The sequence below is a fragment of the Leptolyngbya sp. AN10 genome, from assembly GCF_050565645.1.
GTDB lineage: Bacteria > Cyanobacteriota > Cyanobacteriia > Leptolyngbyales > Leptolyngbyaceae > Leptolyngbya.
This window is the reverse complement of sequence record NZ_JBNXVP010000016.1, coordinates 78431-91365: the sequence shown is the minus strand read 5'-3', so window position 1 is coordinate 91365 and position 12935 is coordinate 78431. Positions and strand designations below refer to the sequence as shown.

Sequence of the window (12935 nt, the reverse complement as noted above, 5' to 3'; positions counted from 1 at the left end):
AAACAACTATTAGGGAAAATTTTGAACCGGAGTCGAGATATCAACCTCTAGCACAAATCAATAAATCGTGGATGATGCAGCATTCCTGATTCTGTTCGATTCTGAAATCGGACTTTGATTTTAACTTTTCCAGGATTTGCTTCGTGCCGTTGAACAATTTCCTGCATTTGATTGGCATCGAAGCCTGATCCGACGCTGCCAATGTGAATCAAATTGCCCGATGCGTCTTGTTCAGCAAGTACGGCAGATTTAAAGGGTCGATCTGTCGATCGGCTGGGGGCGAGATGGGTAACGATTGCTTCTAGTTCCTGCAGATACTTTGTCCGAACAATGCTGTCTGAAGATTTAATCTTACCTCCGATATAGGGCTGGCTGTAACGAATCCAAATCTCTCCTTCTCGATTTTCTGCTTGCTGTGTGGCAATGAGCTGGTGTTTTTCTTCGGTTGTTTTTGCTGTGGGTAAGAATTCGAATCCTGATTGAAGTCGGGTGGCGATCGTTTTGCCTGCTTCGATGCGGTCGTTTTCAGCAAGCGGACGGTAATCCTTGCCGTGGCTGTAAAGGGCTTTGAAGATAGCATAAACGGTTTGAGATGGTGCTGTTGGATGATTGTGCTTCAGGTTAATTTTACTCGCTTGTGAACCGGTGCGATGTTCGCTGCCGATCACTGATTTGTAGTACAACTCTCCGTCGAGAACGAATGTGCCGATTTCTTGAGCAACCTGCAGCAGATGTTCGTTCATTTCGACCGTGGGTGCGCGTTTCAGCTCGGTCGATTTAGATTGATAATACACTCCGTCCGGTGTGGCAATCACAACTAAGCGATGTCCATCGCGTTTAGGCTGTCCCCAGAATCGATGGTCCTCAGCATAAGCTGTGTTTGGACGATCGGTATCAACGGGCTGCATTGTCTGAATTCTTCCAGGCTGTAAGTCATCCGGTAACTCAGCGATTGTGGGTCGATTTACCGGGAGCGTGGCAGAGTGTTGAGTTGGTGAAGCGGTGTCTTCTGCTAATGAAAGATCGGGACGAACCCCTTGCTCCAACTCGTAGGCTATTGCCCAAAAGCCGAGTGCCATTGCGCTTGCTCCTTCTGCTTCGGCTTGACGCGCTAGTAAGATGACTTTCTCAACGCCGATACCTTTACCGTAATCGTTAATGTATTGGTTTGCTCCCGCAATGCCATGAGTATGTAGGTCTCTCATTAGAATGCGATGATTCCACCGGTTCCGAATGTCAGCCGGGATCTTTCTGTTGGATTGGTTTTGTTCGATGTAGTCTGAAAGATTCATGAGTCTAGTTGAAAAAGTAACTGTCCTACCCCGGTAGGGGTTCAGCGCCGTTTCGCTAAATCTTGAGAGAGTTTCATCTGATTTTGGGTTAAGTCCAATAGAAAATAATGACACTTTCTTCAGGCAGCGAGCGCAGACATTGAAACATTGCCTGGTTCCACTCGTTTAAGTCTTCTGGAAGTTGTGCTGTCCTAAAGTCTCCAGCTAAACAGTATGTTAGTCGATCGCCGTAAGGGTCTTTTTGAAGGTGCTTGTTTTGCCAAGAAATTTTAGTGGTTCGGGGTAGTGGCTCGATCGGCAATTTGGACTGATCGATCAAGTCTTCTAGATTGCGCTCTCTGTGTAGTGCAATGTTTGTGTTTGCTAGCCAATCTTGAGTATGTTGTGTGTAATAGGCTGGAATGATGAGAAGTTGTAGATCTTTGGGCATAAGTCTGTATAGCAAAAAGCTTTTGCAAATCTGTTCTGCCAAAGTAATGCTACTTTAACAATTTGGCTTTTTAATTTTAATCTGCAATCGTTGGAACAACAGCGGGTGATCCTAACCGACCTCAATTTCGTGCTTGTGTTGCTTTTTACAGCATGAAAATCAGCGTTGTCTACTCGAATCTGACAGGCGTTGAGAATTTCCCGCCACTCTCGCTGAAAGAACGTTTCGACTGCTTCGATTTTCATTGATCTGCCTACCCAGTACTGCATTTTTAGATCTGTGTTTTGCCCAATCTTGCGTTACTTGGCTGAGTCCTTCTGTCAATGGTAGTGATCCCTACCCAAACCAGCTACCAGTTTCTCAATCAGCATCTTCAAACTTTTCGTATACCTTTGCCCAGTCGAGCGTGTATCTTGTGAAGTCTCGGCTAGGTACTGTGGTCATGCCGATCCGATGCTTCATCAAATGTTCAGCAAGGGCAGTGCGATCGTACAGTGCGATCTGAGTTGCGCGTGGTTTTCGCGCTTCGGTGCGAATATCTTCACTGATTGTGCCCAGCGTTACGATAATGCCGCAGTGAGATTGGTTAAAGTTTGCCATTCCTCGTAGAGAGTAGAATTCTCGGATTGACATCGGAGTGGTATCTCGGCGCACGAATACAACCATGTTCCCAAGTTCGCCAGAGGCAGCGCAAACGACAGATTGTTCAATCTGTTCTATAACTCCTCCCTCGATGAGTCCAAATGAGTCAACCAGTGTAGACACAAATGCACGATAGCATTGAGCATTAAAGCGCTCAATGCTATCGATTAGTCGAGCTTGAAAGCGCTGCCGATACTCCTCAATTGCGACTTCTACGGCACTCAACGCTGTTTCTTCTGCTACTTTGAGGGGATCAGGAAGCTTGATCGGTTCATCCAATAGCCAGTAGCGGGTGTCTCCTCGGACTTCATTCAAGTTGATGACAAAGTATTTCTCTGGTAGTGCTGATTTGAAGTTAAGTCCTTCACAGTGTCGCCGCAGTTGTCCTCGCAGACTTTGCTGCTGGCTTTCTATTGTTTCACCGCCAAACTGATACAGATCCTCTTCAACAATGGTTTTCCAAATTTCCTGAACGCTCAATGGTTTTTTGTTGATCCGTAGTGCCACTGCAATTGCTTGACATAGGGTTAGGGTTAATTGACATTTTTTAGGATATAAAACCCTATCGGGAATGTCAGCAATTGGAACCCCAGCTTTGAGTTCTTGCTGAACTTTGTTTGCGGTTGATTCTGGCAGCCGTACAGGTTTAGTGGTCTCGTTATATTTGGGTTTCCAGTTCGGATTGCCTTGTTTTGTCAAGATACCTACTCCTTTTCGCGCTCATCTTTCTTCTTAAGCTTATGCAAAACTTCTGCAATTTCAAACACTTCCCCACTCCAGATTACTGTGTCGGGAATACTCGTAGCAATTTCGCCTATCGTTTTACTTTTGAAATTCTCGTAATTTTGAGCGAGAAAACTTTTCAGTGTCATGAGGCATTGTTCCTTATTTATGCAGAAGAGTGTGAGTCGCTCTGCTTTGAGCATCGAGATTAAAGGCTTGGACGAATCCCTTGGTTGTTAAGCTGGATCGTGTCAGCATTCTGAATTTGTCCGCTGACATCTGTGCTATTTGAGTTTCCAAAACCGCATCCGTCGATCTTCGACTGATTGTAGAACTTCAGTGCGTTGCTTTTGTTCAAGTGGACGATCGTAGAAGCCTTGAATGCGCTCAAACGTTGCTTTATCAGGTTTTTCGCCCTGGTATGAGTTGCAGATTGCTTTTGCCAAATCCCCTCCATCCACTAGCCAGATCGGAATCGCCGGAAACGCGGCTTGTAGTCGCTCTATGGTGTAATCAAGGTAGTGCGTCGGCAACCGGAATAGCCATCGATTCTGCTTCGGTTGAGCAAGCTGAACTTGGCACAGCATCAAACCACGTTCACTTAGAGCGAAACTGATAGTGAGTCGATGTTGCCCTTGATCGTGAATTAGATAGCTAATTGGTCCGTCAAGATAAATTTGAGCGAGCCGCGATCGTCCGTAGGTTGAATAAGATCCTACCCAATCCAGCGTAATTTCGCAGTTTTCAAACTGAAACTGTTTTAGACAGTTATAGTATTCAACCAAGAAATTGTAGTTTTCACATAGCCCCCATCGCCACAGAGAATTTCGGATTTTATTCAAAATGCGAAAACAGCTCGTGTCTTGTTCCCACTGTTCTGAGACCTTGTTCGAAATAATCTGATTCCACCACCAGCGGGTCATCTCGTCTAGGCTAAATGTAGAGGCAAGTAGTTCGTAGTCGATATAGTGTTTTTGACTGTCCCATGAAACCCCGTGTTCAACGTCGTATAGTAGTTTGTATTGATCAAGCTGTTTTCGAGTAAATCGATGCCATCCCTCATTAACAGATGGAGTCTTTGCTTGCTCAGGTGGAACAGGGGTGAGTCTGTAAGTGAGGTTGGAAATTGGCAGTCCTTTTGGCTTTGCGGGTAATGTGGCTGGTTGTGTCATGGTTTATTTAGGTTTTGCGATAAATTCATTGCAGTCGAGTTTGGTAATGAGAACAGGCTTTAGGCTTGGTTGTAAGTTGCTGTATGCGGTAAAGCGATGATGTAGCTCATTTAGCTACATCATCGGGTTTTCCGGACTGTAAAACCGAATGATGAGCTACAGTGCAACCATTTCAGGATAGATCTCAGTGAAATCGTCTTGGCTAAGGGCTGCACCTTGATCTGGCATAAAGATAACCGCTGCTGCTGGAACAACGTTCAGAGTAAGGCTACTGACCCAACTCAGAATCTGGGTGAGTTCATTCGCCTCGTGAACTGGTTCAACAGGAACGCGGTCTAATTCGAGTCCTAGAATTAGTGTCACAACCCACACCTGACCAGGAAGAGTGTCTTGATTTGTGGGATCAACCCAGTCGGTGTGGGTCGTTTTGCCGAACCGACTCGTTACACTTTCAGAGGAAAGTTTAGCGCGTTCCTGTGACACGACGAAATTCATAAATTGATCAGCATCGCTACGATTTTTGTGAAACACCTTAACGTTGGCGTGAGACCAATATTCATTACTGCGTTGAAGAAGTAGTGTGATCTCTTTGATGGCTTCAAGCGTTGAGTCTGGGTCTTCCGAGTGAAGGTTCTGAAGTTGGATATTGATTTTTTCCTGAAACAAGGGGGCAGCTTCTAGAACTGCAATTTGAATTTGGACGATTGTGACGTTTTCGTTGGCTTGCTTAGAATTCAGCTTGTCTTTATCTGAACGATGGAATAAACCCTGTTGAGTCAGGGCATGGTAGATAAACCAACTTACAAGTCCGACTCCACCTAGTAACACGAGAATGAGTAGAAACTTCAGCAAACTGTCAGCACCATTCGAGTTCGAGGCTTGAGCGTTGATGGGTGTATGAAAATTGGAATTGGTTTGTGAAGGATAGCTCCGAGATTGCGGATCATCTGCCATAGAGGGTTGGGGCGTGGTAGGCATAACCGGAGTGACAATCACGACTGAAGATGTTGATCTTGAACCAGGAACAACGATTGTTGTCGTTTTTCGTTCTTCTGGCTGATCTACTTTGAGATTTGGTGCAGGTGTAGCGCTTTTGGTTGGCGGTGGTGTGAATGTGATTGCAGCGGGTTTGCCTGGAGTAGGGGTTGGCGTTGAACGATTGATCGGGGTGGATGTGCGGCTGAACTTACCCGATTGTACGGTGATGCCTGAACGTGCTTCGACCGAACCTACGGTAAGACAAGCGCCTACGATCGACGATAGTGTCAAAACGCGATAGAGTTTGTGCATGACAATTTGTGCTGGATGTGAATTTCAAAGGATAAGGTGGATTGACCTGCTCAGATGGCTGTTGTGCTGTCGATTGCTTCTGAAGTAGTGATGCTTGTCGGAGTTAGTTGATCTTCCTGTTCTATGACGAAAGCAAACGAAAAGCGCAAATAAGGATAATCTCATTTGCGCTTGATGCTGAACGATCAATGCACTGAAGCAAATCAATCCCTTCGCAAACTGAAGATTTGGGATTAGGTCCACTGTCTTGTTTCAATTGGATCGTAGATAATTCCAGCTTCGAGGAGTCCTGCCTCAAATCCTGCGAAATCTAGCGCATCTTCTTCATGTGTTTTGACAACTTCTAAAGGTGTGACATAAATCACGGCTCCCCAGCCCGCTGCTGTTACTAAGTCTTCTTTATGAATGCGATCGTAAGGTTCAAAATTCTTCACGAAAAATTCGTGTAGTTGGCGAATATGGTTTGCGAGCCAAATCGGACTAAGATAGCGTGTCATACTAACCCCTAGTTGGTGAGTTCGATTACGTCAGATTTGATTCTGCGGTTGCAGATGATTCAGCGGCTTCGTTTTTATCTTTGTTCGATCGCGGCTAAGACCTTGAGTGTCTAGGTTTTAGCCGCATCCACTTAGTCTCTTTGTTCGCTTAACCTTGAATTAAGCTGCTCGAAGTAATCCCACAATTTTTTAAGTGCTGCTGTCGGATAGTGTTGATCATCGAGGATAGAAAGGATGTCTTCGCTTTGCTCATAAGTCATCTGATTTCGATACGCTGCTATTGCGTCATCTTGATCGATTAAACCGCATTCGACTGCCCATTCTAATGCCGCGTGCAATTCTTCGGGAAGCGGGACATAATTAATTTGCGTAGTCACTTCGAATTCCTTAAAAAACTAAAATGGTCGTGAGGACAAGTCAACTTGTGATTGGCGGCAGCCGACTTCTTGATCGCTTAATTCATGTTTGATTCTTCGGTATCGCTGATATTCCATTTAAGGCATAAAAGACTGCGCGATGTTGAAAGTAGTAATCTAAGAAAGAACAACTTATGGGTGAGCAGATTTTAGGTTTTGATCCAAATCACTGCATTCAAGTGAGGTGGGATAATCCTTTAGCAACTTTCGTTGGCATTATTACAGATCGTCGGATTGAAGCGGCAATCGAGCGTGGAGAAACTGATGAAGAAGAATCAGATCCGATCGTGCTTTGGGTTGGGGGAACGCCTGGAGAAATTCCGACAATTGCTCAACTCAAAGCAATTCTGTCCCCGTTTGTCGAACTGAGCGACGAAACGGTAGCTCGATTAGAATTTGACTACAATCAAGCATATGTGCCTTCTCCACTACAGCAACAAACCCGACAATTCATTCAGGCAAATACGCCTGTTCAACCGTCCGCTAATATTAACCTGCCAAGTTTAGAGCGGTTAGCTGCCCTAGTCGATTATGCCGATCGTCGTCAACTTATTCCTTATGAAGACGGGCGGAAGTGGGTGCTCATTCAAAATCCGATTGTGACGATCGCTGAGGTCGCGAGAGCGTTTTTAGATGTTTCATCTATGACTCAAATTGAAATCTGGGCAAACAACAATGATATTCGCGTCTATTTATCACTTCAGATGGTTCCAGGGCAGCATTTTAATGTCCTACAGTTTGAAGATGTTTATTTTCTTAAGCCTTGCTAATATTCCTTTTCAACAAGAAGCAATACAAAATGGCTCAACTGCACTTTATTGATGGACTGAAAGGCGGAGTCGGGAAAAGCTTCATTTCGACGCTGCTGATTCAGTACTGTCTAGATAAAAAGCTTCCATTGATTGCTGTTGATGCCGATCGCTATTGCCCGGATGTCGCTCGTCGCTATGCAGGCTTCAACGTTCAATATGCGGTTTTCTCCGAGGACGAAAAGCTAATGTTTCAGGATGAGGAGAAAAACCCTGATCGACTTGTAGAACTTGCGATTATGTAAGACGTAATTGTTTCGCTTCCCCCTCAAGTGGGCTTTCCGCTAAATGAATGGTTGGTAGATGCAGTTGTTGCCTGCCGAGAAAATCAAGTCACGATCGTTCGCTGGTTTGTGACTTCTAACCCGTATGATCCCATTACAGGTCTAAAGTGTTCGCTGGAGAAGTTTCCTGAAATTTTTCATGTGGTTGTGAAGAACAAGCATTCTAGCAAGTGGGTCGATCGTGAGGGCACTGATGCTCTGGTAAACTTGCTTTCTCGGCATCGCTGCTCAGTTATTGAAATTCCAGCGTTAAATTCAGTGATCAACAGCACGATCGAGAAGGAATGTTTAACTTATGAGCAGGCAAAGGAATATGAAGGAAGCAGATTTGGTGTTTTAGAACAAGCGACAGTAGAAAATTTTTTGGGCAAATGCTACGTTGCTTTTGAATCAACAGGTCTTCTTTAGAACGGTGCTACTCACTGCCTTTAAAACCGAAATTTACTGATTATGCTTTGCTTGGCTGATCAATGCTTTGAGTTGATTCGCTCTTTGAATTAATCGAAATGCCGTTGATTCTACTGCGCTCGTTGGCTCAAAATCTCCATCGCCGATCGATTCAAGTTCACTTTGAATCATCTGAGCTAAGTCCGTTAGCACTCGTTTGTACTGCCGTTTCTGGTAGTCGATCTCGCTTGTTTTAATGTGGACGGACGCATCTTCAATGCTCACGGTGATCATCTCAACTTTTATCGGTTCTACAGGCTCAATTTCATCGTTTAAAGCTGCGAATGGTTAGATCCTTTGCTTGAGCTTCAGTTGCAGCATTAACAGAGTAATCTACTTTTGATATCGGGTCAGTGTGGACGAATAGCGTCGCTTGATATGTTCACTCTGCGCTAGTTATAGCCTGATCGTGGTTATCTCCTTATCCGTTACCTCGTTGATAAAGTTCAAGTTCTGAATGATGGTCCGAACAGTTGGAAGATTTCCGGTTTCAATCCGATAGCCGCTTTCTGCTGCTTCTGGGTGATACACCATTAGTCCCACCGAAATTGCAGAATAACTGACGATTAGTCCAAATACCTTTCCTTCTTGTATCCAGACTCCGGCTTCATAGAAATAGCCTAAAGATTCCAGATACTCGATCGTGTGCCAATACAGTTCGGGTAGAGGTTTATTGACGTTGGTCTTGTTAGGGTTCATTAGATAGGAATGACGAAGAAGTTTCTAAACAAGATTTTGGAGTCGTAAGATCTTTATTGCATTGAAATACTGCTTTTATCAGCAGTCTGGTCTAAGTCATTCTAATTTTTTAACTGTGTGTCCGTATTGACGCGCTAGGTCTTTCATGCCCCATGTTTGAAGCGGCTGAATCAGCAATTCAAAGTTGAGCGATTCAATTTTAAAGGATGCAACGCTTCGGCGCATTGGTGTGTCTGTTTTGAGCTGCGTCAACGCTTGATATTGGGTAACTACCGCCTCTTGCCGATATAGGGCGTGATAGGCTCTTCCTTGAATGCGCCAGATGTTTTTGTAGATGCCATCAATGTTGTTGTACTGATTCAGCAGGTGAACTGCGGTTACTTCCCCAATTCCTTTTATTCCAGGAATACTATCTGAGATGTCTCCCCGGAGCGCTTTGTAGTCCGGGATCTGAGACGGCAAAAGTCCCATTTTTTGCTTGACGGTTTTGCTGTCAATTAGTCCTCGGTCTGGACAAAGTACGACGACTTTTTCCTGAATGAGCTGCCATAAATCCTGATCATTGCTGACAATTACAACTTTGGCAATGGACTGATCAATTGCTCTATGACACAGGGTTGCAATTGCATCATCGGCTTCATACTGCATCGGTGCGATGCAGCCGATACTGCTTTGAACTAGCAGCGTTTTTAGGGTTCGTACATCTTGTTGTAAATACTCATCTTTTTCGCGCCCTGCTTTATATTCTGCATAGCGTTTATGCCGAAACGTTAAGCCTCCATTATCAAAGATCACTGCAAGATGGGTTGCTTTGAACAACTGAATCCATCGTGGGAGCGCTTTTAGCACAACGCTGGTTGATGCGATCGAAGTTTTATCTAGGCTCACTGGGATTCCGTCGCGGCTCTGCTTCAAGGCGTGATAGGCTCGGTGAGCTACGTTGCTGCCATCGACGATAACAAAACAACTCGAGTTCGCGTTTGACATGAGACGGTTTCACTAAATTTCTTAAGTTTTAGGTATTCCGACGCTGTTTAATTCAACAAATTGAGCGATCTATTTGTTCTAGTCGATCTGCAGCCATCTTGCCTAAAGTTTATCTTTGTGGTTTATCACGTCGCTAAATTCTTGGTTGTTTTAGATAAGACGCTGGTGTTTCTTGCAACTATCTGAGCTGCTGCATTCCAAATTTTGTCAGCTTCACTGTGAGTGTGATACGCTGCGAGTCCTTGTCGTACAAAAGCCTCAGAATAGCCATTCTCAAGCATAAGTTGAACTGCGATCAGTTCTTGTTCTTCAGTAGGGCGATCCGAATCCGTCGGGCAGTAAGCTTCTAGAATGTCTTCGGGCGCTCCTCGGTGACAGTGATGTTGCCACTCTACCGATAAGTGTTCTGGTGTTTTTCCGGCGCTCCAATCTGGGCAGATTGCTTTAAGTTCGTCAATGATTTGTCGTCGCTTCTCGCTGTTTGGCGGAATGAATTTGAATAAGCGATCGGGCAAAATGTAGGTGATGACATCTGCAAGTGAGCGATCGTAGTCATGCACAATTATGTGGTGATTGCGAATTTCTGCCAAATGAAAAAGGGGTGCAATTTCTCCGTTAACACCGGGATTTGTTATCCATTTTTTCCGAATCAAAAACCGTTTTTCGTTGAAGGTCCCATTCCAGATAATACATTTGTGATATTGATCATCTTCGAGCCAGCGATCGCTAGCTGCTAGAAGTTGCGGACAACCAAATATCCGAGTTGTTGGATCTTGATACTGTTCTTCAATCGCTTGAATTAGCTGCTTCCAGGTTACTCGTGTGGGATAGCCGTTTAAGATTAATACCGGGCTAAAATCCTCGCCGCCCTGAATTACGTTATTCTGATGAACGATCAGTGTTTTCTGACTTCGAGAGATGTCATTGGTATCGTAGAATCTTCCTGTTGGTGTTCCTGGCACATCAATTTTGTATTCCACTGTGCCATTGACTAGGGCGGTGACGCTAAATATTCTAATTGAAGTGATGTCTATCATTGATGAGATCCATGATTTGAAATTCGCGGACACGTTGGAGTAAATGCTGCTAACTTGTTTCCGGCTGAAACTTTCTGGTTGAGATCGTAGTTTTTAGGCGTGTTCTTGAAGCTCTTCGTTCATCAGGATTATTCAAAGCGGATTGGGAGAAGTGAAAAGTTTTCATTTTCCGTTCTATTAAAAATCCAAGTTTGGTTTTTTCTAAGCCCTTGAAGGAATCTCCAACATCGCCGAGTGACAATCCAGCCTTTAGTTTAATTACCTGAGTTATCAAGGCTTATCTCTACATGAAGGAAAACGTTCACTCCATCGCCGTTGAGGTAGCGGTAGCGAATGGTTATCTCTCGGAGAGTTTCAGGATGATAATTCTGTATCTTTACGCTGAGGAGGTGGTGATTTAGACTCTTGATTTGAGTTCCCAGCAGGAAGTGTTTCGGCTGTGCGGTACTTCTCAACTAAATTCTGGTAGAGGCTATTTCGCTGCAGCAACTGCTCAGTTTGTTGGGATTGGTCGCGTACGACATAGAGAATTTGACCGTTAATATCCGCTTGATCTTCGCCGACAATACTTTCAAGATCGAGGCGTGGTGCGATCGTTAATTCGTGCAGGATTAACTTATTTTGCATTTCAACCGGCAATGTATCGCGATCGCCTGGTTTTCCACCCACAAGTTTGTAGAGGCGGCGAGGAGTAACGCCAAACGCAATTCTCGTAATCTCGTTTGTGCAGTTGCGATAGCATTCATCGTCACCATTCTGAGCTGCGATTGCTGATTCGAGCCAGTCGCGCGATCTCACCCGCTCAAGCCGCCCAGGGTGTTGCTTGTAAGCAGCCACTTTCTTTGCTTTTTGCGGTTTGGAGACTGAAGCTGTTGATTGCAAATCACCACCCAGTTCAAGACCAAGCTGCTGCGAGTCGTCACTGGAAGGTTGTGCGGCTTTTTTCGGCATATCATGCAGCGGGTGTAAGGGTTAGCGTTGAAACGCTCGCTTTTTGAAAGCGGGGATTTGAGGCAAGCGCTTGGGCAAACGGTGCAAGATCTTGGGGAAATCCGTGGTGCTTTTGAAAGATGAGATCGAGTCCGTTTTGGATGCAGGTTTTAGCATCTTCGTCTTCTAAAAAATTATCTAAAACCTGTGGCATTAGATGTGTCCAACCTTCAGTTTGAGCACAGGTGATGAATGTGCCTTGAATCAATCGGATATTATCATCGGTTGTCTCGGCAATGACCTGTGCATAGAGGGCGCACCAAGCATTTTCCCAAGTGATTTTCTTGCGGAGGTCTCCGAACTGACGAATTGTCTGCTTAAAGGTTTCGTCGGTGGTCGGGGTGGCGTTCCTGCTCGTTAAGTCATGAATCTGGTGAAGCGATTTCCAGGTTCGGTATGTGCGATCTTTGAGTCCTTGTAGTGTGGCAAACGAAGATTCACCTGGGCGCATCTGAGTACGAACTGTTGTTCCGCCTGCAGGAGAAGAAATGCGCTTTGCTGAATAAGTTGACATGATCGAGAACCCGTCGTTGTTATAGTATTGTACTACGATTTTTCAGGTGGTTGCTTTTATTCTGCTTAGACTTCTCGATCAGCCGAGCGTGATTTTGGTCTTTTGCCACAATCAGTCCCGTCATTCCCAGATTTCATTGGTGTAGTCCTATCATGCAATAAACAAGTCTGCTGCCTTTTTCAACGAGCTGGCAACCTTATTGGCTTCGCCAGCAAATCCGCATTCATATCTTGAATAATTACGGTACTCCTGCCAAACTTTCTCCACGGCATGATTGAATCGAGCTTCGTTTTGATCGCAGTAAAGCCACAATTGCAAAAGAACTTCCTTTAGCTCAGATGTAAGCCACAGTGAGTGAAGTTCGCCATTTTTTGACAAAAGTATTGGGACAGATGGATATGGCATAAATGTTTGTGACAGACGGCATTGATTCTCAAAGCAGTCAAACCAAAAATGACTGAAGTAATATTCAATGATTGAAAGCCTTATTGCATCTTGCAATGCGAAAGTATCAACCGTTACTTGAGCCTTAGAGCCAAGAATCGTCTTAATCTGGTTCCGGACGGTTTGGATTGCAATCAGCCTTTTCTCATCCCACTCGAGTCCTGAAAGTTCTGCAATCTTTTGGGTCAAGAATGAATCTGAGCAGGGGACATAGAATTCTAAAACGTTTTTAGCCACAATAACGACTCCTGAATTGATGTGA

The 12935-nt window shown here is 44.7% G+C and carries 18 protein-coding genes; 3 read left to right on the top strand and 15 right to left on the bottom strand.

The window, feature by feature from the left end:
* Positions 1-47: 47 nt before the first annotated feature.
* The 8 genes from ACQ4M5_RS22090 to ACQ4M5_RS22055 all read right to left on the bottom strand — a co-directional run bounded on the left by ACQ4M5_RS22090 (position 48) and on the right by ACQ4M5_RS22055 (position 6423).
* Positions 48-1205 (bottom strand): hypothetical protein, encoded by a 1158-nt coding sequence (locus ACQ4M5_RS22090; protein ID WP_430677831.1) that lies wholly within the window; start codon positions 1203-1205, stop codon positions 48-50.
* A 175-nt stretch (positions 1206-1380) separates the two neighbouring features.
* Positions 1381-1722 carry a hypothetical protein gene (locus ACQ4M5_RS22085; RefSeq protein ID WP_430677830.1) on the bottom strand — a complete coding sequence of 114 codons (342 nt, stop codon included), beginning with the start codon at positions 1720-1722 and terminating at the stop codon, positions 1381-1383.
* Between the two features lie 360 nt (positions 1723-2082).
* Entirely contained in the window at positions 2083-3063 is a 981-nt protein-coding gene (locus tag ACQ4M5_RS22080; protein WP_430677829.1) for a hypothetical protein, read from the bottom strand.
* Between the two features lie 5 nt (positions 3064-3068).
* Positions 3069-3236, bottom strand: coding sequence for a hypothetical protein (locus ACQ4M5_RS22075; RefSeq protein WP_430677828.1), 168 nt, complete (start codon positions 3234-3236; stop codon positions 3069-3071).
* Between the two features lie 135 nt (positions 3237-3371).
* Positions 3372-4259 carry a hypothetical protein gene (locus ACQ4M5_RS22070; protein ID WP_430677827.1) on the bottom strand — a complete coding sequence of 296 codons (888 nt, stop codon included), beginning with the start codon at positions 4257-4259 and terminating at the stop codon, positions 3372-3374.
* Positions 4260-4415: 156 nt separating this feature from the next.
* The gene (locus ACQ4M5_RS22065; RefSeq protein WP_430677826.1) at positions 4416-5549 is read right to left on the bottom strand and encodes a DUF1517 domain-containing protein; all 1134 of its coding nucleotides are present in this window, start codon (positions 5547-5549) and stop codon (positions 4416-4418) included.
* A gap of 233 nt (positions 5550-5782) precedes the next feature.
* A complete protein-coding gene (locus ACQ4M5_RS22060; RefSeq protein ID WP_430677825.1) occupies positions 5783-6046 on the bottom strand; it encodes a hypothetical protein in 264 nt (87 codons plus the stop codon).
* Between the two features lie 131 nt (positions 6047-6177).
* Positions 6178-6423: a hypothetical protein gene (locus tag ACQ4M5_RS22055; protein ID WP_430677824.1), complete on the bottom strand. Its 246-nt coding sequence runs from the start codon at positions 6421-6423 to the stop codon at positions 6178-6180.
* 173 nt (positions 6424-6596) lie between these two features.
* Between ACQ4M5_RS22055 and ACQ4M5_RS22050 the strand changes: the two genes are divergently transcribed.
* The 3 genes from ACQ4M5_RS22050 to ACQ4M5_RS22040 are packed head-to-tail and all read left to right on the top strand — an operon-like array spanning position 6597 to position 7963.
* Positions 6597-7232, top strand: a complete 636-nt coding sequence (locus ACQ4M5_RS22050; RefSeq protein ID WP_430677823.1) for a hypothetical protein — start codon at positions 6597-6599, stop codon at positions 7230-7232.
* 29 nt (positions 7233-7261) lie between these two features.
* Positions 7262-7516 (top strand): hypothetical protein, encoded by a 255-nt coding sequence (locus ACQ4M5_RS22045; RefSeq protein WP_430677822.1) that lies wholly within the window; start codon positions 7262-7264, stop codon positions 7514-7516.
* A gap of 27 nt (positions 7517-7543) precedes the next feature.
* Positions 7544-7963: a hypothetical protein gene (locus tag ACQ4M5_RS22040; RefSeq protein WP_430677821.1), complete on the top strand. Its 420-nt coding sequence runs from the start codon at positions 7544-7546 to the stop codon at positions 7961-7963.
* A gap of 33 nt (positions 7964-7996) precedes the next feature.
* Here the strand turns inward: ACQ4M5_RS22040 and ACQ4M5_RS22035 are convergent, their stop codons facing one another.
* The 7 genes from ACQ4M5_RS22035 to ACQ4M5_RS22005 form a co-directional block, all read right to left on the bottom strand.
* Positions 7997-8236: a hypothetical protein gene (locus ACQ4M5_RS22035; protein WP_430677820.1), complete on the bottom strand. Its 240-nt coding sequence runs from the start codon at positions 8234-8236 to the stop codon at positions 7997-7999.
* Positions 8237-8398: 162 nt separating this feature from the next.
* Positions 8399-8701, bottom strand: a complete 303-nt coding sequence (locus tag ACQ4M5_RS22030; RefSeq protein ID WP_430677819.1) for a hypothetical protein — start codon at positions 8699-8701, stop codon at positions 8399-8401.
* Positions 8702-8797: 96 nt separating this feature from the next.
* Positions 8798-9688 carry a 5'-3' exonuclease gene (locus ACQ4M5_RS22025; protein WP_430677818.1) on the bottom strand — a complete coding sequence of 297 codons (891 nt, stop codon included), beginning with the start codon at positions 9686-9688 and terminating at the stop codon, positions 8798-8800.
* A gap of 125 nt (positions 9689-9813) precedes the next feature.
* Entirely contained in the window at positions 9814-10725 is a 912-nt protein-coding gene (locus ACQ4M5_RS22020; RefSeq protein WP_430677817.1) for a hypothetical protein, read from the bottom strand.
* A gap of 354 nt (positions 10726-11079) precedes the next feature.
* The gene (locus ACQ4M5_RS22015; RefSeq protein WP_430677816.1) at positions 11080-11676 is read right to left on the bottom strand and encodes a hypothetical protein; all 597 of its coding nucleotides are present in this window, start codon (positions 11674-11676) and stop codon (positions 11080-11082) included.
* A 1-nt stretch (position 11677) separates the two neighbouring features.
* A complete protein-coding gene (locus tag ACQ4M5_RS22010; protein ID WP_430677815.1) occupies positions 11678-12229 on the bottom strand; it encodes a hypothetical protein in 552 nt (183 codons plus the stop codon).
* Positions 12230-12379: 150 nt separating this feature from the next.
* On the bottom strand, positions 12380-12910 hold the full coding sequence (locus ACQ4M5_RS22005) for a hypothetical protein (protein WP_430677814.1): 531 nt from the start codon (positions 12908-12910) through the stop codon (positions 12380-12382).
* Positions 12911-12935 lie beyond the last annotated feature (25 nt).

Bases quoted from the DNA above. Each gene is read 5' to 3' on its own strand.
- ACQ4M5_RS22090 (WP_430677831.1), bottom strand. From the start codon at position 1,205: ATGAGAGACCTACATACTCATGGCATTGCGGGAGCAAACCAATACATT.
- ACQ4M5_RS22085 (WP_430677830.1), bottom strand. From the start codon at position 1,722: ATGCCCAAAGATCTACAACTTCTCATCATTCCAGCCTATTACACACAA.
- ACQ4M5_RS22075 (WP_430677828.1), bottom strand. From the start codon at position 3,236: ATGACACTGAAAAGTTTTCTCGCTCAAAATTACGAGAATTTCAAAAGT.
- ACQ4M5_RS22070 (WP_430677827.1), bottom strand. From the start codon at position 4,259: ATGACACAACCAGCCACATTACCCGCAAAGCCAAAAGGACTGCCAATT.
- ACQ4M5_RS22065 (WP_430677826.1), bottom strand. From the start codon at position 5,549: ATGCACAAACTCTATCGCGTTTTGACACTATCGTCGATCGTAGGCGCT.
- ACQ4M5_RS22060 (WP_430677825.1), bottom strand. From the start codon at position 6,046: ATGACACGCTATCTTAGTCCGATTTGGCTCGCAAACCATATTCGCCAA.
- ACQ4M5_RS22050 (WP_430677823.1), top strand. From the start codon at position 6,597: ATGGGTGAGCAGATTTTAGGTTTTGATCCAAATCACTGCATTCAAGTG.
- ACQ4M5_RS22045 (WP_430677822.1), top strand. From the start codon at position 7,262: ATGGCTCAACTGCACTTTATTGATGGACTGAAAGGCGGAGTCGGGAAA.
- ACQ4M5_RS22035 (WP_430677820.1), bottom strand. From the start codon at position 8,236: ATGATCACCGTGAGCATTGAAGATGCGTCCGTCCACATTAAAACAAGC.
- ACQ4M5_RS22030 (WP_430677819.1), bottom strand. From the start codon at position 8,701: ATGAACCCTAACAAGACCAACGTCAATAAACCTCTACCCGAACTGTAT.
- ACQ4M5_RS22025 (WP_430677818.1), bottom strand. From the start codon at position 9,688: ATGTCAAACGCGAACTCGAGTTGTTTTGTTATCGTCGATGGCAGCAAC.
- ACQ4M5_RS22020 (WP_430677817.1), bottom strand. From the start codon at position 10,725: ATGATAGACATCACTTCAATTAGAATATTTAGCGTCACCGCCCTAGTC.
- ACQ4M5_RS22015 (WP_430677816.1), bottom strand. From the start codon at position 11,676: ATGCCGAAAAAAGCCGCACAACCTTCCAGTGACGACTCGCAGCAGCTT.
- ACQ4M5_RS22010 (WP_430677815.1), bottom strand. From the start codon at position 12,229: ATGTCAACTTATTCAGCAAAGCGCATTTCTTCTCCTGCAGGCGGAACA.